The sequence below is a fragment of the Acinetobacter sp. ANC 3903 genome (genome assembly GCF_002135315.1).
Classification (GTDB): domain Bacteria; phylum Pseudomonadota; class Gammaproteobacteria; order Pseudomonadales; family Moraxellaceae; genus Acinetobacter.
The window spans coordinates 29164-54853 of the sequence record NZ_NEGA01000010.1 but is presented as its reverse complement, the minus strand read 5'-3'; the positions used below and the strand labels follow the sequence as shown (position 1 = coordinate 54853).

Annotated in this window: 20 protein-coding genes and 1 pseudogene; 9 read left to right on the top strand and 12 right to left on the bottom strand. The window is 40.8% G+C overall.

Annotation, left to right across the window (positions count from 1 at the left end; genetic code table 11):
- Positions 1-3: 3 nt before the first annotated feature.
- The 3 genes from B9T29_RS09465 to B9T29_RS09455 all read right to left on the bottom strand — a co-directional run bounded on the left by B9T29_RS09465 (position 4) and on the right by B9T29_RS09455 (position 3963).
- Complete coding sequence (locus tag B9T29_RS09465) at positions 4-678, bottom strand: YoaK family protein (protein WP_086175687.1); 675 nt, start codon at positions 676-678, stop codon at positions 4-6.
- 33 nt (positions 679-711) lie between these two features.
- The gene (gene sstT / locus B9T29_RS09460) at positions 712-1905 is read right to left on the bottom strand and encodes a serine/threonine transporter SstT (RefSeq protein ID WP_086175686.1); all 1194 of its coding nucleotides are present in this window, start codon (positions 1903-1905) and stop codon (positions 712-714) included.
- 333 nt (positions 1906-2238) lie between these two features.
- Complete coding sequence (locus tag B9T29_RS09455) at positions 2239-3963, bottom strand: SulP family inorganic anion transporter (RefSeq protein WP_086175685.1); 1725 nt, start codon at positions 3961-3963, stop codon at positions 2239-2241.
- A gap of 379 nt (positions 3964-4342) precedes the next feature.
- Here B9T29_RS09455 and B9T29_RS09450 point away from each other — a divergent pair, with 379 nt between their 5' ends.
- Positions 4343-5908 (top strand): sensor domain-containing diguanylate cyclase, encoded by a 1566-nt coding sequence (locus tag B9T29_RS09450; RefSeq protein ID WP_086175684.1) that lies wholly within the window; start codon positions 4343-4345, stop codon positions 5906-5908.
- Positions 5909-5935: 27 nt separating this feature from the next.
- On the opposite strand, the gene B9T29_RS09445 is transcribed toward B9T29_RS09450, so the two are convergent.
- Entirely contained in the window at positions 5936-8497 is a 2562-nt protein-coding gene (locus tag B9T29_RS09445; protein ID WP_086175683.1) for an EAL domain-containing protein, read from the bottom strand.
- A gap of 213 nt (positions 8498-8710) precedes the next feature.
- On the opposite strand from B9T29_RS09445, the gene B9T29_RS09440 reads away from it, so the two are divergent.
- Together B9T29_RS09440 and B9T29_RS16560 are read left to right on the top strand one after the other, a co-directional pair.
- Positions 8711-8902, top strand: coding sequence for a hypothetical protein (locus B9T29_RS09440; RefSeq protein WP_086175682.1), 192 nt, complete (start codon positions 8711-8713; stop codon positions 8900-8902).
- Positions 8895-9037: pseudogene (locus B9T29_RS16560) on the top strand (IS5/IS1182 family transposase); the annotation flags it as partial. The gene B9T29_RS09440 and the pseudogene B9T29_RS16560, both read left to right, overlap by 8 nt.
- Positions 9038-9085: 48 nt before the next feature.
- Here B9T29_RS16560 and B9T29_RS09435 read toward each other — a convergent pair.
- Positions 9086-9403 carry an ArsR/SmtB family transcription factor gene (locus B9T29_RS09435; RefSeq protein WP_086175681.1) on the bottom strand — a complete coding sequence of 106 codons (318 nt, stop codon included), beginning with the start codon at positions 9401-9403 and terminating at the stop codon, positions 9086-9088.
- 192 nt (positions 9404-9595) lie between these two features.
- Positions 9596-12097: a glycerol-3-phosphate 1-O-acyltransferase PlsB gene (gene plsB, locus B9T29_RS09430; protein ID WP_086175680.1), complete on the bottom strand. Its 2502-nt coding sequence runs from the start codon at positions 12095-12097 to the stop codon at positions 9596-9598.
- Positions 12098-12364: 267 nt separating this feature from the next.
- On the opposite strand from plsB, the gene cysK reads away from it, so the two are divergent.
- Together cysK and B9T29_RS09420 are read left to right on the top strand one after the other, a co-directional pair.
- Positions 12365-13363 (top strand): cysteine synthase A, encoded by a 999-nt coding sequence (cysK, locus tag B9T29_RS09425; protein ID WP_086175679.1) that lies wholly within the window; start codon positions 12365-12367, stop codon positions 13361-13363.
- 346 nt (positions 13364-13709) lie between these two features.
- Complete coding sequence (locus B9T29_RS09420) at positions 13710-14645, top strand: LysR substrate-binding domain-containing protein (protein WP_086175678.1); 936 nt, start codon at positions 13710-13712, stop codon at positions 14643-14645.
- A gap of 24 nt (positions 14646-14669) precedes the next feature.
- Here the strand turns inward: B9T29_RS09420 and B9T29_RS09415 are convergent, their stop codons facing one another.
- The gene (locus tag B9T29_RS09415; protein ID WP_086175677.1) at positions 14670-15269 is read right to left on the bottom strand and encodes a TetR/AcrR family transcriptional regulator; all 600 of its coding nucleotides are present in this window, start codon (positions 15267-15269) and stop codon (positions 14670-14672) included.
- A gap of 605 nt (positions 15270-15874) precedes the next feature.
- Between B9T29_RS09415 and B9T29_RS09405 the strand changes: the two genes are divergently transcribed.
- The 4 genes from B9T29_RS09405 (at position 15875) to B9T29_RS09390 (ending at position 21136) form a co-directional block, all read left to right on the top strand.
- Positions 15875-17656, top strand: coding sequence for an acyl-CoA dehydrogenase C-terminal domain-containing protein (locus tag B9T29_RS09405; RefSeq protein WP_086175675.1), 1782 nt, complete (start codon positions 15875-15877; stop codon positions 17654-17656).
- Between the two features lie 107 nt (positions 17657-17763).
- Complete coding sequence (locus B9T29_RS09400) at positions 17764-18933, top strand: thiolase family protein (RefSeq protein WP_086175674.1); 1170 nt, start codon at positions 17764-17766, stop codon at positions 18931-18933.
- A gap of 121 nt (positions 18934-19054) precedes the next feature.
- Positions 19055-20554 carry an acetyl-CoA hydrolase/transferase family protein gene (locus B9T29_RS09395; RefSeq protein WP_171264021.1) on the top strand — a complete coding sequence of 500 codons (1500 nt, stop codon included), beginning with the start codon at positions 19055-19057 and terminating at the stop codon, positions 20552-20554.
- Between the two features lie 225 nt (positions 20555-20779).
- On the top strand, positions 20780-21136 hold the full coding sequence (locus tag B9T29_RS09390) for a hypothetical protein (protein WP_086175673.1): 357 nt from the start codon (positions 20780-20782) through the stop codon (positions 21134-21136).
- 48 nt (positions 21137-21184) lie between these two features.
- On the opposite strand, the gene B9T29_RS09385 is transcribed toward B9T29_RS09390, so the two are convergent.
- From B9T29_RS09385 to B9T29_RS09365, 5 genes are all read right to left on the bottom strand, one after another.
- Positions 21185-21895 carry an HAD family hydrolase gene (locus tag B9T29_RS09385; protein ID WP_086175672.1) on the bottom strand — a complete coding sequence of 237 codons (711 nt, stop codon included), beginning with the start codon at positions 21893-21895 and terminating at the stop codon, positions 21185-21187.
- Between the two features lie 82 nt (positions 21896-21977).
- Positions 21978-22694 carry an SIR2 family NAD-dependent protein deacylase gene (locus B9T29_RS09380; protein ID WP_086175671.1) on the bottom strand — a complete coding sequence of 239 codons (717 nt, stop codon included), beginning with the start codon at positions 22692-22694 and terminating at the stop codon, positions 21978-21980.
- Between the two features lie 150 nt (positions 22695-22844).
- Positions 22845-23621, bottom strand: coding sequence for a 3-oxoadipate enol-lactonase (gene pcaD, locus B9T29_RS09375; protein ID WP_086175670.1), 777 nt, complete (start codon positions 23619-23621; stop codon positions 22845-22847).
- A gap of 59 nt (positions 23622-23680) precedes the next feature.
- Positions 23681-24883: a 3-oxoadipyl-CoA thiolase gene (pcaF, locus tag B9T29_RS09370; protein ID WP_086175669.1), complete on the bottom strand. Its 1203-nt coding sequence runs from the start codon at positions 24881-24883 to the stop codon at positions 23681-23683.
- Positions 24884-25022: 139 nt separating this feature from the next.
- Positions 25023-25676: a 3-oxoacid CoA-transferase subunit B gene (locus B9T29_RS09365; RefSeq protein WP_086175668.1), complete on the bottom strand. Its 654-nt coding sequence runs from the start codon at positions 25674-25676 to the stop codon at positions 25023-25025.
- Positions 25677-25690 lie beyond the last annotated feature (14 nt).

The following is a 25690-nucleotide window of genomic DNA, read 5'->3' as shown; positions in this document are numbered from 1 at the left end:
ATATTACTCTTGAGTCTGCCGATAACGATAATAAATCACCCAATAAATTGAGCTAAGTATCCCAGTTAACATCGCTGGAACAAGGTAGGCATTTAATTTTAAATAAGGATAAATCACGCTGGCAAGCAAACCGCCCAGGAAAAATCCAACTAAAATGAGCAAGTGCAGAATAATGCGTCTACGCTCTACCTTTAAGCCACGTAACATATAGCCTAAAGCTAAACCCAAATCCGTCAAAACGCCAGATAGATGCGTTGTCCGGATGATAGTACCCTTGTAATGACTCACCATAGCATTTTGTACGCCCATGGCAGCACATGCCCAAAGTAAGGCATAACGCGGGAAGTAGGGAAGCAAAAACCAACACAGCAGGATAAAAAAAGCCACCAGACTTAAAGGTAAGCCATAGCGGCTTCCTAACTTAAACTGGCTGTTTCCGAGGATGAATCCGCTATAAAATGAACCGGTCACATAACATAGAATAACCAGGCATAAGTAAAGGATGTGTTCAGGTTGCCAATCCAGTAAAGCCATGGCCAACATGCTGACATTTCCGGTCATATGCGAGACGGACTGATGCAGCACGGTCACCAGTCCGAGAACGTTAATCATTCCTGCATTGACTGCAAGAAAAAAAGCACCTAATTGAACCCAGAGCGGTAAAGTTTGAAAAGGCATAACGTCATAAAAAAATACTTAATAATGACTATCTTACTCTAAACCGCGATCAACAGCAGCAGTAAATAGTACATCTGTTGAAGAATTTAATGCAGTTTCGGTCGAATCCTGTAATACGCTGATCACCATACCGATGGCTACAACTTGCATAGCAATATCTGAACTGATCCCAAACAGGCCACAAGCAACAGGAATCAGCAATAAAGAACCACCCGCAACACCAGAAGCACCACAGGCTGAAATGGTCGCAAGTACCGATAAAACCAGCATGGTGGTGAAATCGACCGAAATGCCCAAAGTATTCACAGTAGCTAGAGTAAGTACGGTAATCGTTACCGAAGCACCAGCCATGTTAATTGTAGCACCTAGAGGAATTGCAACACTTGCTGTAGATTCATTCACGCCTAAGCGTTTTGCCAAATCCAGGTTGACAGGAATATTGGCCGCTGAACTACGGGTAAAGAACGCAGTAATGCCACTTTCGCGCACACATTGAAGCACCAATGGATAAGGGTTCGCACGGGTAACAAAGGCCACCATAATGGGATTGACCACCAATGCCACAAAAAACATGGTACCAATCAATACCGCCAACAATTGTGCATAGCTTTCAAAAGTACTTAAACCGGCTTCAGCAAAGGTCACTGCAACCAGACCAAAAATACCGACTGGAGCAAAGTTAATCACCAGACGAATCACCTGGTTCACAGCAGTTGCGGCATCGGTTAAAAAGGTTTTCGTACTGTCAGATGAATGACGGAAAGCAGCACCTAAAGCAACCGCCCAAGCTAGAATACCAATAAAGTTTGCTTCGCTAATGGCAACCACCGGGTTTGCGATAAAACTGAGCAGCAGATTTTTTAAAATCTGAACCAGGCTATCTGGTGCCTGAAGGTCAGTTTGCGTAGGAACATCCAAAAATAAGGTACTTGGAAACATCATGCTGGCAACTACGGCACTTAATGCAGCCAGGAACATACCCACAGCATACATCAGCATAATGGGCTTGATTTTGGCACTATGACCTACTTTGAAATTGGCAATGGAAGATAAAACCAGAACAAAAACTAAAATAGGCGCAACAGATTTAAGTGCTTTAATAAATAAGTCACCCAACAGGCTTAAATAAGGAGCCACATTTGGGCATAAAACAGCTACGCCAATACCTAAAATAATGGCGATAATAATTCGGGAGACTAAACTCAAACGCATTAAAGCAGAGAACATAAAAGTGCCTTGTTACAAATACGAGGACTAAAAAAATCACATAGATGAGTGGCATTTTATACCTAAAAAATGATCTTGCTAAAAAATAATTGCCCTATAAAAAATAACTGTCTATTTTTAAAGTTGATATTTTTACTTTTTAATAAAATTTTTGCCGATTTTTAAATATTCAAATAATACAAATGCTTCTGATCATTCTACTGTGCTGTATTATGTTTAAGCATTCAATTTCAATCAATTTTAAATTCTATATGAACAGACCAAGCAGATATCCGGGACTATTTTAGATATCTCCACGAGAAATAGAGTGTTGCAATAAGTATCTCAATCATCTTAAAAAACTTCTGGTGAAAGTTCTTGCATGGCCTGAAAATGAGTCAGATAAATCTGGCCACTTAACTGATTCAGCAGTTTTGAATGCTGTAATTTATCCATGACTGGACCCTTAATTTCAGAGAAATTCAGTTTAATCTTCAGTTTATTTAACTCGGCATTGAGATCTTCCAGCATTTCCAGCGCACTCAGATCAATTGCACTAATGCTGGAGCAGTTAATGACCACATGTTCCAGATTTTTATACTGACTGATCGCATTAATTAAAAACCCTTTAAAGGTATTGGCATTTAAAAAAGTCAGGTTTTCATCAATTCGCATAGACAGGACTTTGTTTGAAGTCAGTACTTGATGGCGTTGTACATTTCTAAAATGCTGAGTGCCTTCCACCAGGCCAATCACGGCAATATGTGGACGGCTGATCCGCCACAGCAGCAGGATAAAGGTTGAAACAATACCCATTATCAATCCGGTGGAGATATCGATACAGAGCACGCCAAAGAAGGTAATCCACATGGCAATGCCATCTGCTTTGGAATAGCGCCAGGTGTCGATAAAGGGATTGAAATCGACCAGTTTCCAGATTGAAACAATAATGGTCGCAGCCAGAATAGCCAAAGGCAAGTCACGGAAAAAAGCCGTGAAATAGAGGCTAACCATGACAATAAATAATGATGACATCACGCCTGCCAGCGGCGTTTTAGCACCGGCATCCGCATTGACCACCGTGCGCGATAAGCTACCGGTAACCGGAAATGCTGAACTTAAGCCCGCGCTTAAATTGGATAAACCCAACGCGATCAGTTCCTGGTTACTATTTAAATGACTGCGTTGCTGTAATGCCGTCGCCTGTGCAATAGATAAAGACTCAACAAAGCTAATCATGGCGATCATTGCCGCACCGGGAAACAGAGTGATGACCAGTTCCATATTCCAGTAGGGCATGCTGATGGGCGGAAAACCTGAAGGGATTTCACCTACGGTTTTAATGCCTACGGCTTTTAAATCCAGAAAGTACACCGCGGCAATCGAAATCACCACCAAAGCCAAAGGCAAGGCTTTAACAACAAAAGCCGTTGATCCGATCCGGCTTTGAAGGGCATTGGAATTTAAAACTTTAGGAAGATAAATCAGAAAGAGTAAGGCAAGCAGGCCGAAAATGAAACTTTCGATATGGCTATAACGCAGGTAGTGCCAGGCACTAAAAAAAAATTCAGGAAGATTATTGGCTTTTAACGGAAGGTCGACTAAAAATTTAAACTGGCCTAAAGCAATCAGCAAGGCAGAGGCAATAATAAAACTCTTGATCACCGGATGGCTAATCAGCTGAATCAGAAAGCCGAATCTAAAAATCCCGAGCAATAAGGAAATGACACCGACCATTACTGCAAGCAGACAGGCGGCCTGTATATAAACCGGAGAGCCAACTTCGAACAGGGGATTAAGGGTCGCGAAAGTCATCATGGAAATAATCGCGACTGGGCCAATAGAGAGCGTAGGACTGCTCCCGACCATGGCATAAATGATCATGGGCAGAATACTGGCATACAGTCCCATAATGGGCGGTAGTCCTGCCAGCATGGCATAGGCCATGCCTTGCGGAACTAGCATGGCAATCACAATCAGGGCAGAAAGAAGGTCAGATTTAAACTTGTCTTGATTGTATGTACGCAGCCATCGCCAAGCCGGTAATAACATCGTTAAGCGAGAATTTAAATCTGACATATCTAAAACTAAATCACTATTTTAGATATATTATGCATAAAAAATGCTAAGAAGTCTTGTCAGGAAGATAGGGCTTGATGACATTTAATGTGCAAAAATAGCGAGAACTTAAAGTTCAATCGCCAAACCAAATTTAGCAGCCAGTGAAGTCCAGATAAAAGGATAATCTTTTTTCGGATTTAAAAAGTAAGCGCACAGGGCATTCCTTGAGTGTTGGCGTATATGATGATTCTGTCATCAACATTTTCACTCACAAAAGCGCGGGACTCATAGTCTAGGCACGGTTCAAATTGAAATTCATGATTAAATTTTTTGTTAATTTTAACAATAAATATGTTATAAAATGTAAATATAGTCACACTATTTTAGGGTCAGGTTTTTGAAACAGATTCTTTTGGCACTTAAATTAAATCTTCGTAAACTGATCCTGATTTCGACTATCGTTAGTGTTTCGTGCTTATTTATTGTTTCTGTATTTATTCTCAATTATGTGATTAAAGACCAACTCATTCAAAATTCACTGTTAGTGAATGCTAAATATGCTTCAAAGGTTGCCAACAGTGCAGATCAACATTTCGATGATATGCTCAAAGAGTTAAAGTATAGTGCTGACCTGTTAGGACAGGATTTTTCTAATCCTCAATTAATACAAGAAGAAGCAAAGCGTCTTAAAAATCAATCCAACAAATTTAATAGTTTATTGATTGTTGATAAACAAAGAAGAGTCATCTCTTTTGCACCGCAAAGTTTAAATTTGAGTACCCATATTTCATATAAAACAGTGGGAATTATTGAATCCTTAAAGCATAAAACCACTTATATTTCTCCTCCTTATTGGTCAGTTCGACATAATCTGGTGGTACTCCTGTCTCAACCTATTTATGACCAGAATAAAAACTATCAGGGCATGATTGGTGGCACGATTTATTTACAAAAAAATAATCTGATCCAGAAAATGCTTTCAACCGAGTATGACTTCAAGAAAAGTTATATGTATGTCATGGATCAGGATAATCGAATTATTTTTCATCCCGATCCGACAAGAATTGGCGAAAAAATTGTCAATAATACGGGTCTGGACTATATGGTACATAAACGGATGGGAAATATCCGGTTAATCAATAGTCGGGGAGTCGAAAATTTGGCAGGTTTTGCCTACATTCCGAGTACGAACTGGATTGTAGTTTCCCAGCAACCAACCGAAGAGTTGTTGAAGCAGGCCAATGTGATTCTTTTAAAAGTTTCGGTCGGAATTTTATTTTTTTATTTATTTATTTTTTTTATTGTCTGGAGAATGTCGCGCTTTATTTCTTCACCTTTAAATAGCTTGGCAAAAATGGCCAGTATGCTCAATCAGCCAGACATCCAAGATAAAATTAAACAAGTCGACCCTTGGTATTTTGAAGTTTTAAAATTTAGAACGTCATTGCTGCTCAGTTCTCAAACGTTTAGTGAAAAGATTACTGAATTGCGTCAACATGTAAATACCGATCCACTGACAGGTTTATATAATCGACGGGGGATGCAAATTTTCTTAAAAGAAGTGGTGAGTTTAGAGAGAGATTTTGCCGTTCTTGCGATTGATATCGATTTTTTTAAGAAGGTGAATGATACCTATGGCCATGATCAGGGGGATATAGTTTTAAAAACCCTGGCCAGTTTTATGAATGATAACTTCAGAGACGGAGACATTTGTTGTCGTATAGGAGGGGAAGAGTTTATTGTATTAATGATCACCTCAGATCCTAAGGTAGCTTACAATGCTGCGGAACGTTTAAGAAAAACAATGGAATCAAGCAACATCAATTCTATTGGACCAATAACAATATCTATTGGAATTGCATTTTGGCCTAAAAGCTCAGACAGTGTGACCGAAGTTTTTAAAATGGCTGATAATAAACTTTATCAAGCTAAAAATAGCGGACGTAACTGTATTCGTTATTAGAGGGTGGAACGGTATTTGTTTTTCTACTTATTCTACAGGCTTATAATTAAGCTTGAGCTCTGTAAGGGGAGCCGGTTTAGCAAAATAGTAGCCTTGAAAATGATCACATTTATATTCTCTGAGAAACTTGGCTTGGGCTTGAGTTTCTATACCTTCAGCAACCACTTGTAATCCTAGTTGATGAGCCATGACAATAATGGCTGCTACAATAGCACCATCTTTCTCATTTTTAGGTAAATGTTCAATAAAACTGCGATCAAGTTTTATCTCATCAACAGGTAAGGTACGTAAATAACTCAGGCTGGAGTATCCTGTTCCAAAGTCGTCGACAGAAACTTTAATACCCAAATCACGAATCGCCATTAAAATTTCTAAAGAACGGTCAGCACCTGCAATTAACATGGTTTCAGTGACTTCAATTTTTAATAATTCAGGCTGCAACTGTGTATTGACCAGTGTTTCTTGTAAGTCATGCAAAAAGCCTGTGCGCTTGAACTGTAAGGGAGAAAGATTGACGGCTACACTCAGGCTAGCGCCATTTTTCTGATTCCATTCAACAATATCCTGACAGGCTTGCTGTAAAACCCATTGGCCAATGACTACAATTTGACCAGTTTTTTCGGCGAATGGAATGAAATCTGCTGGAGAGATAAAACCTTTTTGTGGATGCTGCCAACGGATTAAGGCTTCTACACTTTTTAACTGGCCTGAATGAGCATCAATAACCGGTTGATAGACTAACCTAAACTGTTTTTCTTCTAGGGCCACCATTAATTCATGCCGCATAAGCACATAATCAATTTTTGGTGTGCGCGTAGCGTCAAAAGCATACCAGTGCCAGGTATTTCCACCTTCTTTTTTTGCTTCATTCATCGCATGTATCGCATGATGAAGCAATTGGGTAGATTTTTCTATCTGAGATTCATTATCTGCAATACCAATACTCGCGCTCATATGGATTTTATGGCCATCGATATCAAATGGAACGGACAGGCTTTTTAATATTTGCTCTGCAATGACCGCGACCTGTTTTAAATCATTGCATTTATTCAACAGTATGCCAAATTCATCTGCTGAAAAATGAGAAATGATATCCTCTTCTGGAATGATCTGACGCAGGCGATTTGCTACAGCAATCAGAAGCTGATCACCATTGAGGTGTCCCAAACTTTGATTTAAAGGCTGGAAACCATCTAAATCAACATACATGACGATCAGAGGGCGATGATGCTCAGGTTGTATGTGGAATGCGGCATCCAGTATTTTTTCAAAGGTATGATGATTAATTAATCCGGTTAAACTGTCGTGGGTTTGTTGACGGGCGATATATTCGCTATTTGCCCGCTGTTGAGTAATATCTTGCTGAATTCCAATAAAATGGGTACAGAAATTTTTGTCATCAAAAACCGGGCCTAATATCAGTTGGTTCCAGAACCAGCTCCCATCTTTACGATAGTTTTTTAAGGTGATCTGGATTTCTTGTTGCTCTTTAAGCGCATTATGTATTTTATTAACTGCTTTAGGATCTGTATCAGGACCTTGCAGAAAACGACAATTTTTACCGATAATTTCTTCTTTTTTATAACCGGTCAGGCTTTCAAATGCAGGATTAACATATTCAATGGCCTGATCCGGAGCGGCATTCGCTAACACGATTCCAAGAGGATTAGCATCGACACTACGTTTAAGCAGACGTAGCATTTCTTCAGTTTCACGCCGCTCTGTAATATCACGAGCGACACCAAATACGCCAACCACGTGTTGAGCTTGTTTAATGGGTAAATAGGTCAGGTCTAACCAGTAACATTCACCTAAAGCATTTAGCGCCTGAATTTCCAAGTGCTGACTGTTTCCCTTCAACGCTTGTTCGAATGCAGTTTGAGCTATGGATTGAAATTCAGCACAAATAAATTTCGAGTAATGTAAGCCCCGCGCCTGTTCAAGATTGAATTTAGTGATATCTTCACAGACAAGATTAACATCAATCACGATGCCTTCTAGATTATGTTCAAAAATCGCGTCCGGATGGTAGGTGAAGAAAGAACGATATTTATCATGAAGAGCCAGTTTTTGTTGCCATTCTGCATGCAGATCCATACTTAAGGCAATTAAAGAGGCTGCATGACGAAGTAATTTAATATGAGTGGGGGTTGGACATTTAGGCGAACGATAATATGTCCCAAAGGTACCATAGAGTTTTCCTTGCGCGTTAATAATAGGTGTAGACCAGCACGCGTTTAGATTATCTTCTTGAATCAGGGGCTTGAAATTCTTCCAGTTCTGATCAGTGACTAAATTTTCACAAATCACCAGTTCTCGGTGAAAAGCTGCTGCACCACAAGCACCGACATTTGGGCCTATTTTTATACCATTGATCGCTTCTTGATATTGGGTTGAAAAATGTTTGGTACCACTAATCAGGCTCAAAGTTTGTTCTGTCTCTGAGTACAACATAATAGATACCATTGAATCAGGTATCCGGGCTTCTAACCATTCACTGACGGTCTGAAATATGAGGGTTAAGTCAGCGCGATGTCCAATTAAATTAAAGATAGATTGAGTATCTAAATAATTCGCTGTTTGACTCATATCGCATCCCCTCCTTAAATTGTATCGCGTATTTTTAATAGATTCTCAATCAAAAATCTTTAAATCAGATCGATATACTGATTATTAATTTTGTATAAACAATATAACAAAAATGTGATTCTCCTTACATATAATTATTTGAAAATCTTAATGGATATCAAGCATTGACTTAAACAACTTGCATCAATAGTCATTTCTCTAAAGATAATAGCCATGAAAGTAGAACTATTTTTAAAAAACAAAAGCGATCTGACCTTCTTAAAACCGGAAAACAAACCTACTGTACCAGGCGTTCTGTTCAGAGCCATGAAAAATCTGTACTTATTTTTAAACGGGAATAGTCAATATTGCAAAGAAATTGAATATAAAATAAAGTCCTATCCAGATAGAGGGGTATTTATATAAAATCAGATATTTAGGGGGAAATGCATTTGCAAGATTAAAACAGTTTGAGCTGTTGCAACCCAATATGACAAGCTAAAGCAAAACTATAAAAGTACTGTTGTCTTAGCTTGTATCTTTATCTGGTTATCACTATGAAATGTCAAAAGATTTTAATATCTTCCCAATTTTCTTTTATAAGTATGATTAAATTAGATTTTTAGGACAATACAGTTGATATAGGGTATTCAGTACCTGAACCAGTTTTTGATCTTTAATGGAATAAAAAATCTGTTTGCCGTCACGACGCGTGCTCACCACATCACTTTTACGTAACATCATCAGCTGCTGGGATAAGGTGGGCTGATTAATTTGAGTCAGTTCTTCTATTTGTGAAACATTCAATTCTTGTTTTGCGAGATAACATAAAATAAGTAAACGATCTGGATTGGCTAATGATTTTAATACCGTGACCACGGTATCAATAGCATCATGCATAGAAGCAATTTCAAGATCGGTATTCATACAGCATTTCCATACTACACATCAGTAATGTACGCAGTATATAATGCCTGAATAATCCAATACATTATATAAAATGCCATTTCAATGGTTTTTAATGAAAGTAATTATCAGATATTCTTATATAAATAAAACAAGGCATTTAATTTTTATTAAATGCCTTATCTTGGTGCGAGTATGGGTGGGAAATGCTGATTATATTTTCTTGGACTGTTTAAATCCTTTTAATTCCTTTTCATTAAATTGCAGGGCTTCAATAATAGCTTGCTGTGTTTCCGGATTATACCAATTAAAAATAGCGGATATTTTTTCTTCAAAATCATCGCTGATAATAAAACGGTCTTCTTGAATGCTGAGTAATCCATTGTGTTTAAGAATAGCAATAAAGCTTTTTAAAGTTGCACTGTCAAAGTAATATCCTGCCTGAATCTTTTTCGTTTGCGACAGTTTGTTCAGTACTGCTTTACCCATCTTCTCCAGTTCTTTAAGGCTAAGCGCTTGCAGCGGAGCATACTGCTGCAGCAATGCAGCAATCATGCTCATGTTATTCAGGCTAGAAGCAGACAAATGCGCCAAAGTTAAAAGCTGCTTTTGCATTTGTTCATCGACTGGAATAGAAAGGGTAGTATCCTGACGAACAATCCAGCCTAAATGCTCTAATTTGTCTATAATTAATACTATTTCTTTTTCTAATTCATCCATAGACCATTTTAAGAAAAATTCTTCCTTAAAATAAGGATAGATATTTTTAAGGGTATCGCTTAAATAATGGGTGGAGATTTTTTTATAGGAATGAATGAGCATGGCAATTAATGCCGGTAGAATAAAACAATGCAAAATATTGTTGCTAAAATAACTTAACAGAATTTTTTGACTTTCAGCAACTTGTACCCATTTTTCATTATTTTGGTTAACTGTTTCAACTTGTTTTAATTTTTCAGCATATTGAATCATTTCAGCGCTGGATAATTCGCTCATTATCATTCGCGAATCATATTGAGTCATTTTTAATAAATCACGATACTGGCTAATCTGTGCAATTAAATGCTTTTCGCTTAAAGCATGATCATCTGCATTAAGCAAAATAAGTGAAATTAAAGAAATAGGATTAATCACTACTGCTTTATTAATATTTTCCTGAATTGAATTGGCCACCTGATTGACCGTTTGAATGACCGGTTGGGGCAATTCATCATGAATATTGAGTTTAATTTGCTTGGCCTGATGCTCAGCCAAAACCTGATCCAGAAACACCGGTTCACCAAAATTGACGTGTACCTGTCCAAAGACTTTTTCAATTTTACGCACTGAACTCAAGATGCCCCAGATCGATTCGGCTTCTTTGGGCTTGCCATTCAGTTCATTTAAATAAGAGGTGCCTTCAATCAGTTTTTCATAACCAAAATAGGTTGGAATAAAGGCAATTGGCTTGCTTGCACCCCGTAAATGACTTTGTATCGTCATCGACAGCATGCCTTTTTTCGGCGGTAACAGCAGGCCGGTACGGGAGCGTCCACCTTCAATAAAGTATTCCAAAGGCGTATTGCGAGATAACAGGCTGTGTAAATATTCTTTAAACACAGAAGTATAGAGTTCATTGCCGCTGAAGGTACGACGGATAAAATAAGCGCCAGCACCACGCATGATTTGACCGACTACGGGCAAGTTAAGGTTAATGCCGGCGGCAATATGCGGAACCATCAAGCCACGGTTAAAAATCACATAAGAAAGCAGTAAATAGTCGATATGACTGCGGTGGCAAGGGGTATAGACAATTTCATACTCTTTGGCCAATTCCCGCACGGTATCGAAATTATGCACCTCAATACCATCGTAAAGTTGCGTCCAGAGTTTGGTCAGTGCCAGTTCGGCAAAACGCAGGGTGGAATAGGAAAAGTCCGAAACCACTTCGGTTAAATAGCCCTTGGCACGGTTTTCCGCCTCAAACATGCTGATTTTGTTATCAATGCTTTCTTTACGAATCGCATCTTGCACTGTTTCGGTTTTCATTAACTTGTTAATGAGATTACGGCGGTCAGATAAGTCGGGGCCTAAAATGGCTTCTTTGTATTTATTAAAATTGCTATTGAGTTCCTTCACCACAGAATGTGCCGGAGAAAAATTGGGATATTCAATCTTGGATTGTTCTATAGCCAATTTAAGTGAAATCGGTTTGTGAAATTCAATGTAATTTTCACGGCTATATAAAGAAATATTCAAGGCCTGTTTTAATTTGGAAGGCGTTGCCCAGGCATCAGCAAATAAAGCTTTAAACCAGGAATCTTCATAGGCAGGTGAGCGTCCCCATAATACTGTGACTGGAACCAGTTCAATATCGTATTCGGGATATTTTTCCAGGGCTTCAATCAGGCGAATCAATTTCGCTGAATAATGATAGGCCTCATGGGTTGAGTTCGGTACATTTAAGGCCAGAATAGAATCATCTTCCTGATATTCATGAATGCTCAAAGGTGCAAACACGGAAGGCAGCTGACGGGCTTTTGCTTCGGTATCAATTAAAACCGTATTGCTAAGTGAGGCATCTTGTAATACATAGCAAATGATTTTTTTATCTGTTTGATCTTGTATGGTTTTTTTTAATTCTTCAGTATTGCCTAAGACTTGAGGAGTCACGATTTTATCTAGAATTTTCTGCGTAAATTGACGATAGAACCGACTATAACCCTTATTAGACATTTGATTCCCTAAATCTGTTTTTCATTTGCTGGATATTGTGTGCAATTGCATGAATAAATACAAATCTTATTGATGACAAATAAGTCATTTAAGTTGTAACGATTTGATTAAAAATAGCGGCGTATTTGTTTAAAAAATCTTGACTTTTAATCTTAAAAATACACCTAAGTATTATAAGACAAGGCATAGAAAAACTTATCTTAACAGTCTAAATGGCTTATGATGAAGCCATGACTTTAAAATCAAAAGACAGCTCAAGGAGTTCAAATGAGTACTGATTCTGCTTTTCCAACACCGAAGAATTTAGGTATAGCGGTTTATAGCGATAATGCTGAAGCGATTGGTAACACGCCGTTAATTCGCATCAATCGTGCTATTTCATCAGCAGCAACAGTATTGGCAAAAGTAGAAGGCCGTAATCCTGCATTTTCGGTAAAATGCCGTGTGGGTGCTGCTTTAATTGCAGATGCTGAAGAAAAAGGTTTGCTTAAACCCGGCATGCACATTGTCGAGCCAACCAGTGGCAATACTGGGATTGCACTAGCCTTTGTTGCGGCTGCCAAAGGTTATGAGATTACCTTAACCATGCCGGCTAGCATGAGTGTTGAACGCCGTAAGGTATTGAAGGCTTTTGGTGCAAATCTGGTGTTGACCGAACCGGCTAAAGGCATGAAAGGTGCGGTGGATGAAGCGGTACGTTTAGCGACTGAACAACCGGATGTGTATTTTTTACCGCAGCAGTTTGAAAATCCGGCCAACCCGAAAATCCATGAACAAACCACAGGTCCGGAAATCTGGGAAGCTACTGGCGGAAAGGTCGATATTTTGGTGTCTGGCGTAGGTACGGGTGGTACGATTTCCGGTATTTCACGTTATTTTGAGCAGGTGAAAAACCAGCCGCTTTATTCCGTTGCTGTTGAACCTGCGGAATCGCCGATTATTGGCCAGGCGAAACGCGGCGAGCCATTGACGCCGGGACCACACAAAATTCAAGGCATTGGTGCCAACTTTATTCCTAAAAACCTGGATCTGGATCTGGTGGATGAAGTGATTGCCATTGAAAGTGCACAAGCCATTGAATGGGCACGTAGAACTGCCACCCATGACGGTATTTTAGTGGGGATTTCAAGTGGTGCAGCCATGGCAGCAGCAGCTCAATTGGCAGCCCGTCCTGAAAATGCCGGTAAAACCATCGTGGTGATTTTACCGGATGCCGGTGAACGCTATTTGTCTTCGGTATTGTTTGAAGATATTTCAGCAGACTAATTGCTCACACGTTAAGGTTTGACTTAAATTTGAGAGGTTCAGGTTTAAGTCAAACCGTTTGAGTGATTTGTTTCTTTAGACTTTTTTCATCCATCCCTTTTATCTCTCTTACGCAGACTTGAAATACATTTCAATTCTGCTCAGGGAGAAAAATAAAGAGGGTATCAACAATAGTGAAAGAAGTCTTTTATGTTATTTTGATTTTTACTGATAGAATTTATTTTATAAGCTTCAGGCAGTTTATACGCATGGCATGCTATTTCGGTATAAATGGACATTGGAAATAGCACTAAAAAGGCAGAAGATGTACTGCCTCTACCAATAGAAGATTTAGGGATTTGAATCGGTGTTTGAGCTCGACTGTAAATTACTCAGTGTTTTTCTTTATATTTATAAATATAAAAGTGTTTCTGTCGCGGCTGAATATTTGGCCATGAGCCAGCCCACAGTCAGTAATATTTTGAATAAAATCCGCCAGCATTATAATGACCCGCTTTTTCTCAGAATTGGCAATGAAATGGTGCCGACTGAACTGTCAAAACAGCTGTTTCCACTGGTCAGTGAAGCTTTAAGTAAAGTCGAAGTTATTAATAATTTCACCGTGGATTTTGACCAGACTACTTCACAGCAAAAATTTACCATAGCCATGACCGATGTGTCGCATTTGGTATTATTGCCTAAAATTTCGCAGTATTTAAAACAGCATGCTTCACATATCCGTTTAAATGTTCGTCCCATTACTTCTGAAACCAGTTATCAAATGGCCAATGGTGAAATTGATCTGGCGATTGGTTTTCTACCCAATCTGGAAAACGGTTTTTATCAGCAAAAACTGTTTGAGCAGTATTATGTGGTGATTGCATCCAAAAACCATCCAAGGCTCAGTGAAAATAGTTTAAGCACCGAACAATATATTGCCGAAACCCATATTGATATTGATGCCGGGATGGGGCATTACCATATTGAGAACGAGCTGTTAAATTTAGAACTCAAGCGTAATTTTTTAATGCGACTGCCCAGTTATTTAGGGGTGGGGCTGGTGGTGCAGGAAACCGATGCGATTGCCACCGTGCCTTATTATTTAAGTGAAGTATTATTGTCGCGCGGCAATCTACAGATTTTTGATGCACCGATTACCTTTCCCACCTATGCGGTCAAGCAGTATTGGCATATGTCCTGCCATCATAAAACCAGCCATCAGTGGTTGAGGCAGATGTGTTATGAATTATTTAGTCAAATGAATGATATAGAAGATTCAGTACATAAAGTCATTCATCCATAACTGAATCATATAAGCTGGATGGACTTAAGAAATTTTATCTGGCGTCATTAAGGCCTGGTTGATATACAGTTTAATCAGGCGTTCACGTGAACCAATCGATTTCTGGTAATGGGTTGAATTGAGCAATAAGGAAGCGCCGTAAGTGACGGTCCAGATATAGGATAAATAATCGCGAATCGACATGGCACTATTAAAGGATTTCAGATATTCATCGGTCATGTCCTTAATTTCAATAATCCGTTCTTCACGTACTAGATATAATTCTTCAAATAATTCTTTCAGTTTACGCTCATTGTTGGTTAATCGTTCTTCAATCACATGCAATAAAATGGTCCGGTTGGAATTTAACATGTTATAGAGCATGTACTGTGATACATAAGTTTTAATATTATTTTTATATTTTTTTGAAATTTCTAATAGTCGTTTTTCATTTAAGATGATGAGTTCTAAATAGAGCTGATTCTTGCTTTTAAAATGCTTGTAAATGGTGCCTTTGGCAATATCTAGTTCAAAAGCAAGTTCTGCGAGGGTAATATCTTGATGATTATCCAGCAACAGGGTTTCTGCCATGGCTAAAATTTTCTCTTTACGGAGTAGAAAATTTTGTTGGCGTACGGTATTCATCACATAAGTCCCGGAAAGACATAAAAAGCCAATTCAACATATACCGATAAAATAAATATGGCAACTCAACTAATGTCTGATGTGAGTAGCAAATTACTGTGTAATTTAATTCATATTCTCAAAGGCATAGCACAAAATAAAAGTCAATGAATGAGAACCATTGAGGTCAATAATCATCAATAAAATTCCAATTGCAGCGTAATTATTTTATTGTCTTTTTGCGTTGCCAAAAGGGATTAACCCATAAAATGCAAAGCGCAGGTATGCTGATTGAACAGTATTCCATTCGTACATTTGAGTTTTCACTTGAGGATAAAACCTTCAGTTGAAAGTGATTTACAGAAACCATGATTTATTCGTTATTCATAAGCGTGATGATAAAATTATGAAGATATGCTTAATACTCAAGCTGATGGACAAAGCATTCAACCCAGGTTTTTCGCACCATGCATTTCTCCTCATGAATGTTGAAAACCGCGTGAATGCTCCGATTTTATTTGGATAGATGTTCGTTGGAATAAACCCGTAATTTCAGTATAGGTTCCTAAAAATTTTAAAAAGCACTTCAATATTTTGATGCGAAGTCTTCACACAAGGAAAGCAATATGCCTATTTATAACGCACCCCTTAAAGACATGGAATTTATTTTAAATGATGTATTTAAGGCAGATGAATTCTGGAAGGGCAATGAAAATCTGGCTCATTTAGATATGGCAACGGCTAACGCGATTTTAGAGGAAATGGCAAAGTTTTCTAAAAACGTCATCCTCGATTTAAACCGCAGCAGTGATGAAGAAGGCGGCGCACAGTTTAATAATGGTGTGGTGACCACACCTAAAGGATTTAAGCAAGCATTTAAACAGTTTGCCGAAGGTGGCTGGGTTGGTCTTGGTGCACCTGAAGAATGGGGCGGTCAGGGTATGCCTAAAATGCTGACGGTACTGGCTGATGAAATGATCTGGAGTACCAACCCATCATTCATGTTGTACCCCTTATTGACTGTGGGTGCCGGTATGGCCATTAATGACCGTGCCTCTCAAGAACAGAAAGAGACTTATTTACCTAAATTTTATACTGGTGAATGGTCGGGTACCATGTGCCTGACAGAACCGCATTCTGGTACAGATCTCGGGCTGATCAAAACCAAGGCTGAACCGAATGAAGATGGTTCTTTCAATATCACCGGGACCAAAATCTTTATTACCAGCGGTGAACACGACCTGTGTGAAAATATCATCCATCTGGTTCTGGCAAAAACCCCGAATGCACCAGCTGGCTCACGCGGTATTTCCTTATTCATCGTGCCGAAATTCCATGTCAATGCGGATGGTTCAGTAGGTGAGCGTAATGCAGTGGCAGCCGGTTCGATCGAACACAAGATGGGGATCAAAGGATCTGCGACTTGCGTGATGAACTTTGACGGTGCCAAAGGTTATATCGTTGGTAAAGAAAATGAAGGCTTGGCAGCCATGTTTGTCATGATGAACTACGAACGTTTATCCATGGGTATTCAAGGGATTGGTGCAGCAGAATATGCTTACCAGAATGCTGCGCAATATGCGACTGACCGTCTGCAAGGCCGTGCAGCAACCGGTGCAAAATCGCCAGAAAAACCGGCCGATTCCATTTTGGTACATGGCGATGTGCGCCGTATGTTATTGAATGTACGTGCTAATAACGAAGCATCACGTGCCTTTGCGGTCTATGTAGGTCAACAGCTCGACATTACCAAATACTCAACCGACGCTGAAGCCGTGCGTAAAGCCAATGACCGTGTTGCATTGCTGACCCCAATTGCAAAAGCTTATTTAACCGACAAGGCGCTTGATTCAAGCCTGGAAGCACAAATGGTGTTTGGTGGTCATGGTTATATTCGTGAATGGGGCATGGAACAGTGTATTCGTGACTTGCGTATTTCACAAATTTACGAAGGCACCAACGGCGTTCAGGCCATTGACCTGATTGGCCGTAAAACCATCAAATGTGGTGGTGCATATGTTGCTGAATACATCGCAGAAATTCGTGAATTTGCGCAAGGTCTGGATGATGCATTGACGATTAAATCCGCTGTATTAGATGTCTGTACACAAGTCGAAGACATTACCGCCTTTATTGTGAATCAGGCGAAAACAGCGCCAGATTTTGCCAATGCCGTGGCAGTGGATTACTTACATGTTGTGGGATTACTCAGCTTTGTTTATATGTATGCGCGTATTAGCCAGGCTGCTCAACCGAAGGCTGAAGCTTTCTTCCAGAACAAGCTGGTGTTGGCGCAGTACTATGTCGCTAAAGTTTTACCAGACTTGGCAGCACGTGTACAACGTATTCAAGCCGGTGCCGGTGTGGTGATGCAGTTACCAGAGGAATACTTTACAGCTCAATCTTAAGTGAGGCACTACACACTTTAACCCAGGGTTTAACAAAGATGGAAATGACATGGGCTGAGTGTTCAGCTCATGTCACACAACAAAATATATAAATTAGGATGGAAAAAATGATTGTTATCGTAAATTGTGTTCGTACAGCAATGGGTGGCTTCCAGGGTGCGCTTTCTTCATGTACAGCACCAGATTTAGGTGCAGCAGCGATTAAAGAAGCTGTTGCACGTTCTGGTTTACAACCTACAGATATTGATGAAGTGATTTTTGGCTGCGTACTTCCGGCCGGTTTAAAACAGGGACCAGCACGCCAAGCTATGCGTCAGGCAGGTTTACCTGATAGCACGGGCGCAACCACCATTAATAAAATTTGTGGTTCAGGCATGAAAGCAGTGATGCAGGCTGCCGATGCCGTAAAAGCGGGCTCAGCAGAGATTGTGGTCGCAGGCGGTATGGAGTCAATGAGTAATGCACCTTATTTACTCGACAAGGCACGTTCTGGTTATCGAATGGGGCATGGCAAAGTTACCGATCACATGTTCCAGGAAGGTCTGGAAGATGCAGAAAGCGGGCTTTCAATGGGTATCCTGGCTCAAGAAATGGCTGACAAAAAAGGCTATAGCCGTGAACAGCAAGATAACTTTGCGATCAGCTCATTGAATAAAGCAGTGACTGCAATCAACAATGGTTATTTTAAAGAAGAAATCGTACCTGTAACCGTATCTACACGTAAAGGCGATATGGTGGTTGAGCAGGATGAGCAACCTTTGAATGCCAAGGCCGATAAAATCCCAACTTTACGTCCTGCGTTCAAGAAAGATGGCACCATTACCGCTGCCAATTCCAGCTCCATTTCAGATGGTGCATCTGCTTTAGTCATTACATCTGACGAAATTGCCGCACAGCGCGGTTTGGCTCCAATAGCCAAAATTGTGGCTTATGCTTCAAATTCACAGCACCCGACAGAGTTCAGCATTGCACCAGTCGGCGCAATAGAAAAGGTTTTGAAAAAAGCCGGTTGGGACGCTAAAGATGTGGACTTGTGGGAAATCAATGAAGCGTTTGCCATGGTGACCATGGCGGCTATGGATGCCTTTAATCTTGATCCAGCAAAAGTGAACATTAACGGTGGTGCCTGTGCACTCGGCCATCCATTGGGTTCATCAGGTTCGCGTATTATCGTCACGTTAATTCATGCTTTAAAACGTACTGGCGGTAAAAAAGGAATTGCCAGCTTATGTATCGGCGGTGGTGAAGCAACAGCTGTGGCCATTGAACTGATTTAAAAATATTGATTAAGTAAAGCTATAAGTTACGAATGTGAAATTCGATAAGCAATAAAAGCCACCATTCCAGCACGCTGGGATCGTGGCAAAAAAAAATACGTTTATTTTTGAGATTCTTATTATGAATGGTTTAGATCGCATTCGCTTAGCCTCCCTTCGCGACAAAGTTATGTCAGCTGAACAAGCGATTGAATTGATTCAAGACGGTGCTGTAGTGGGTTTAAGTGGTTTTGGCGGTGCAGGTGAGGCAAAAACTGTACCTTTGGCTTTGGCGGAACATGCCAAACAACATCCCTTAAAAATTACCCTCGCTACAGGTGCAAGCTTAGGCAATAGAATTGACGGCCGTCTAAATGAAGCCCATGCGATTGCGCGCCGTTATCCTTATCAGGCTGATCCTGGCCTGCGTAAATCGATCAATGCTGGTGAAGTGATGTATATCGATCAGCATTTGTCTGAAATGGCCGATAATATTCGCCATCACAACTTGCCGTCGATTAATGTAGCAATTATTGCAGCCACAGCCATTACTGAAGATGGCCAGATTATTCCAACCGGTTCATGTGGAAACTCAGCCAACTTTGTGGAAATGGCGGATCATGTGATTGTCGAAATTGACAATACCATTAATCCTATTCTGGAAGGGGTACACGATATTTATGTACCCAAAGCCCGTCCAAACCGTGTACCGATTCCCTTGATTCATGCAGGTGATCGGATAGGAACGGTGGGTATTCAGGTCAGTCCGGAAAAAATTGCAGCCATCGTCCTGAATGATATTCCCGATACTTCCTTCAACATGGATGAACCGGATCAAAATACCTTGGCCATTGCCAAACACCTGATTCAGTTTTTTGAAGGTGAAGTGGCAGCAGGGCGTTTACCGGAAAATCTGGGCCCACTTCAGTCAGGTGTCGGTTCGATTGCCAATGCGGTTTTTTCAGGTTTTGAGCATTCCAATTTTCATGACTTGGAAATGTATTCGGAAGTTTTACAGGACTGTACCTTTGAGTTGATTGATTCAGGCAAAATGACCTTTGCTTCAGGCTGTTCAATGACCTTGTCAGATTCTTGTGCACAACGTGTGATGCAGAATTTTGAACAATACAAAGACAAGATTGTGCTGCGTCCGCAGGAAATTTCCAATAATCCTGAAATCATCCGCCGTTTGGGGATTATTGCCATCAATACCGCACTGGAGTTCGATATTTACGGCAACGTCAATTCTACCCATGTCACCGGCACCAAAATGATGAACGGGATTGGCGGTTCAGGTGATTTTACCCGTCATGCCCATATAGCAATTTTTGTGACCAAATCGGTCGCCAAAGGCGGGGCTATTTCATCTGTAGTTCCAATGGTCAGTCATACTGACCATACCGATCATGACGTTGATATTTTGGTGACAGAAAACGGTCTGGCAGATTTACGCGGTCTGGCTCCGCGTGAGCGTGCCCGCAAGATTATCGATTTATGTGCGCATCCTGATTATCGCGATGAACTGAATGATTATTTTGAACGCGCTTGTCAGCGTGGTGGGCAAACGCCGCATTTGCTTGAAGAAGCCTTGTCTTGGCATGCAACATTTGAAGAGACTGGAAACATGCATAGAACTGCATAAAGATAGCTAAATGTATAAAAACAACCCATCTCATGATGGGTTTTTTAATTTCTAATTTAATTCTAACCTAAGTTTTTATGAATGAAATATGGAGAGAGTTTTCAAAAAAATGACCAAGGCAAGACAGATTCGTTACTGCTGAAACGCTTTGCCTACAACAAGCCACTGCATCAGCAGCGTGTTGTTCCTATAATGGCCGCGTCGCAACACTCAAGGTCTTAAGTTTTGAAATATCTTCAATATTTTTCAGGAATCTCATTATTACTGCTGTTAACTGCTTGTAGCACTGAAGCACCGGATTATCAGGGTACCTGGAAGAATACCTTAGAAAATCCACAGCTTGAAAATTCACTGGTGATTGCCAAAAATGGTGATAATTATTTCATTACCAATACCTTAAAAGACAAAGCCACCGGTAAAACAGAAAAGAAAAATCCGGTGCCTGCCTCTGTGGGCAAGAGTGGTTTTCTTCAGGTCAATGCCGGTGCCGGCATGGTTGATTTTGCGATTGACGAAAAAACCGGAAATCTGGTGGGTTCAGGCTCAATCTATAAGAAAGCCAAATATTCATTCAAGCAGTGAATGAATACAGAAGATGTCATGAATGTGGATTATTCATGACATCTTTTTTTAGCTGACAAAACTTAATAGTGCTGCAAAATCTTCTACAAAATAATCTGCTTTTTCGCGAATCAAGTCGATTTCATGCGCTGAATATTGATCATAGATCGCCACTACATCAATGCCTGCATTGTTTGCAGCTTCAACCCCAATCAAAGAATCTTCAATAATCAGGCAGTCCTCCGCTTGAACATCAAAATGCTGAAGTGCTTTTAAATACATTTCTGGATGCGGCTTGATGTTCTCGACATTTTCACGGGTTAACATGATGGCAAAATCATCATTAAAATTGATCTTTTGATTAATATTCTGATTATTGTCCTGATAACGCTGAATATTGTACACACTGGTGGTGGTGGTCAGGGCCAGTCGCATCCCTTGCTGTTTCAGGGCTTGAATCAAAAGTTCCGCTTGGGGTTTAAGCTCCACCACGTGATCCAGAAAATGGCGTGAAATAGTATAACGGCGGGTTTTTACCTCTTCTTTGCCCAGATCAAAACCATACAGCTCATTTAAATAAGCACAATATTCCAAATATGGATCAGGGGATTGTCTAAAAATTTTCAGCTGAAGATCGCGCTGCTGCTGAATTGCGTTGAGATCCACCTCAATATTCGATAACTGTTGAATCAGGGTGGCATCGACTTGATTCCAGATTCCGACTGAATCAATAAGCGTTCCATCCAAATCAAAACAAATTAATTTTTTCCCTTGAAACATTTTTATCTTACATCTGGTTTGAATGAGCCGAAGTATATCTGGTTTGAATCAGCAGATTGGTTAAAGTACAAAAATTCCAGTTTCAACGCTGATTAGAAAATCGTTTTTCAAGCTGGTCAAATAGCATTTGCATGCCTTGAGTTGCGGTTTGAGGAATCAAATGATATTGCGTGGGGACACGAAGATGATCTGCTTTAGGATCGATATAATAGGCTTCACATGTTGCAGGTATTTCATGAATCAGTCCTGCAACAGGGTAAACCACTAAACTGGAGCCGATCACAATAAAAATGTCGGCATCTTGAACCAGTTGAATGGCCTGTTCATAAGCAGGGACGGCTTCGCCAAACCACACCACATGCGGACGTAGCGGATAGCCTTGCGGACATTTATCGCGTTGCAGGTTTAGCTCCCAGCCTTGAATTGGATAGAAAATCTCAGAATATTGTGCCCCCGGTGCAGAGCTTTTGGCCAAGCGGATATTGCCATGTAAATGGAGTACATGCTGGTTTCCAGCGCGTTCATGCAAGTCGTCTATATTTTGGGTAATGACATGACATTCTGTAAAGTCTTGGATTTTGGCAATGAGTTGATGTGCTAAATTGGGCTGTGCTGCCAGTACATTTTTACGCCGTGCATTATAAAAATCTTGTACCAGTTGAGGATTTTTTTGCCAGGCTTCCGGTGTCGCGACTTCTTCAATCTTGTGGTTTTCCCAGAGTCCATCATGATCACGAAAGGTATTTATTCCACTTTCTGCACTCATTCCTGCACCGGAAAAGATCACGATTTTTGGCATTTCTATCGATTCACTATTTTAAATTTTTAATCAACTTATCATAAAATATTGATGTTTTTTTTATAGTTTTTATACAGCACTTTAATTTTTTTGAGCAACCATAAAACTACGCCCCACTCATTAGCAGGGCTTAGGAATTTAATTTTCACATTAAGCAATAAACTGCTGAACAGCCTGATTGAACTCGTTTGGACATTCAATATTTGAAATATGCGAGGCATTGATTTCAAACAAAGCGCTATTTTTAATATGATTGACCATATATTGACCATCTGAAACGGTGGTGACAGGATCTTGCTGACCAGCCACAATCAATACTGGCACAGAAATCGTTTTAATCTGTTCGCGTAAATCCGCTTTAGCCAAAGCTTCACAACAGCTTGCATAACCTTCGGTGCTGCCAGCTTCCAAGTCGTTTTGAAGGTTTTCAACAACTGTCGCGTTGCTTTGGATAAAGGGTTCGGTAAACCAGCGTGATGCTGCGGTAGATGCAATTGGTTGAAGACCTTGCTGACGTACTAAAGTAGCACGCTCATTCCAGGCCTGTTCCTGACCAATTTTGGCTGCCGTGTTGCAGACAATCACGTGGCTAAAACGTTCGGGTTTATTAATCGCTAACCATTGACCGGTTAAACCACCCATTGAAATACCACAGAACGCAGCTTTTTCAATTTTTAAATGATCAAGCAGGTTGATAACATCTTGACCCAGTTGATCAAGGCTATACGGACCTTGTGGCGCAGATGAAGCCCCATGACCGCGGGTGTCATAACAAATCACAAAATAATCCTGTTTGAAGTAATTAAATTGTTTTTGCCACATCCCATAATTGGTGCCGAGTGAATTAGAAAAAATCAAGGCTGGGTTGGCTGCATCACCAAAAGTCTGGTAATTGATTTGAGCATCATTTGATGTAAATGTTGGCATTAAAATCCCTCCCGACCTCCCTTTAATAAAGGGAGGAGGTTTATATTTTTAATAGTCTGTTAGACACGTTCAATAATCAAAGCGATGCCTTGACCGACACCAATACACATTGAGCAAAGAGCGTATTTACCGCCAGTCTGTTCCAGCTGGTTGAGTGCAGTCGTCACAAGACGCGCGCCAGATGCACCGAGGGGATGACCTAAAGCAATTGCACCACCGTTTGGATTGACTTTCTCTGAACCATCTTCAATGCCCAAGTCACGAGTACATGCCAGAGCTTGTGCTGCAAAAGCCTCATTCAGTTCAATCACGTCCATCTGTTCAATGGTCAAACCGGTTTGCGCCAATAATTTCTTGATGGCAGGTGCAGGACCAAAGCCCATAATACGTGGCTCAACGCCCACTACTGTCGAACCGATAATTTTGGCACGTGGTTTTAACCCATGTTGAGCAATTGCTTCGTCAGATGCAATTAATAGGGCAGCTGCGCCATCATTGATCCCGGAAGCATTGCCGGCAGTTACGGTACCATCGGCTTTCACTACTGGCTTCAGTTTTGCCAAAGCTTCTGTAGTGGTCGCACGTGGATGTTCATCTTGATCCACTACAACTGGATCGCCTTTACGCTGTGGAATTACGACAGGAATGATTTCATTGGCAAAGAAACCACGTGCTTGGGCAGCAGCTGTACGTTGCTGGCTGCTTAAAGCAAACTGGTCCTGATCGGCACGGTTAATATTGAACTGTTCCGCAAGATTTTCAGCCGTTTGCGGCATGGTTTCTACGCCGTACATTTCTTTCAGTTTAGGATTGATGAACCGCCAGCCCATGGTGGTGTCTTCAATCTTCTGACTACGACCATAGGCAGATTCAGATTTACCCATTACAAATGGCGCACGGCTCATTGACTCGACACCGCCGGCGATAATCAGTTCAGCTTCACCTGCTTTGATGGTGCGCGCAGCCATGGCAATCGCATCCAGTGATGAACCACAAAGACGGTTGATGGTCGTTGCAGGTACTTGGTACGGTAAACCCGCTAAAAGTGCTGACATACGCCCGACGTTACGGTTATCTTCACCGGCCTGGTTGGCACAGCCATAAATCACGTCATCAACCTGTTCCCAGTTCACTGAGGGATTGCGCTGCATCAAGGCTTTGATCGGCAAGGCACCGAGGTCATCGGTACGGACAGGAGCAAGGCCACCGGCATAACGGCCGAATGGGGTACGGATGGCATCAACGATATATGCATTTTTCATGTTTTATTTTTCCAAATCTTTTAATCCCTCCCAACCTCCCTTTAAAAAAGGGAGGAGATTCCTACCTAAAATTACGAGGTGGAAGTCCCCCTTTGAAAAAGGGGGATTTAGGGGGATTTAAAATTATGTTTAAAGACGATTAACCCTGAGTTGCATCAATCAGTTTGGCACCGGTCATTGACTGCAATTCTTCAAATGACAGACCTTCAACTTTCTCAATTACTTTCATACCTTCAGGTGTCACGTCAATCACGCAGAGGTCGGTATAGATACGGTCGACACATTTCAGGCCAGTTGCTGGATAAGCCAACTCAGCCACGATTTTTGGCTCGCCTTTTTTAGTCACGTGATCGGTGGTAATAAAGACTTTTTTCGCACCCACAGCCAAGTCCATTGCACCGCCCACCGCAGGAATCGCATCCGGTGCACCGGTATGCCAGTTGGCCAGGTCACCATTTTCAGCGACCTGGAAAGCACCAAGTACCGCGATGTCCAGGTGACCGCCGCGCATCATGGCGAATGAATCACCGTGATGGAAGTAAGCACCGCCTTCCAGTAAGGTCACATATTCTTTACCGGCATTGATCAGTTCAGGATCACGGTCTTCTTCAGCAGGAGGAGGACCGAAAGCCAATAAACCATTTTCAGAATGCAAAAACACGTCTTTGTCTGAAGGCAGGTAGCTGGAAATTTTGGTGGGTAAGCCAATGCCGAGATTGACATAGGCGCCATCAGGAATGTCTTGTGCCACACGTTCAGCGATCTGGTCACGGGTCAGTTTGCTATAGCTCATTGTTTCTCTCCGAT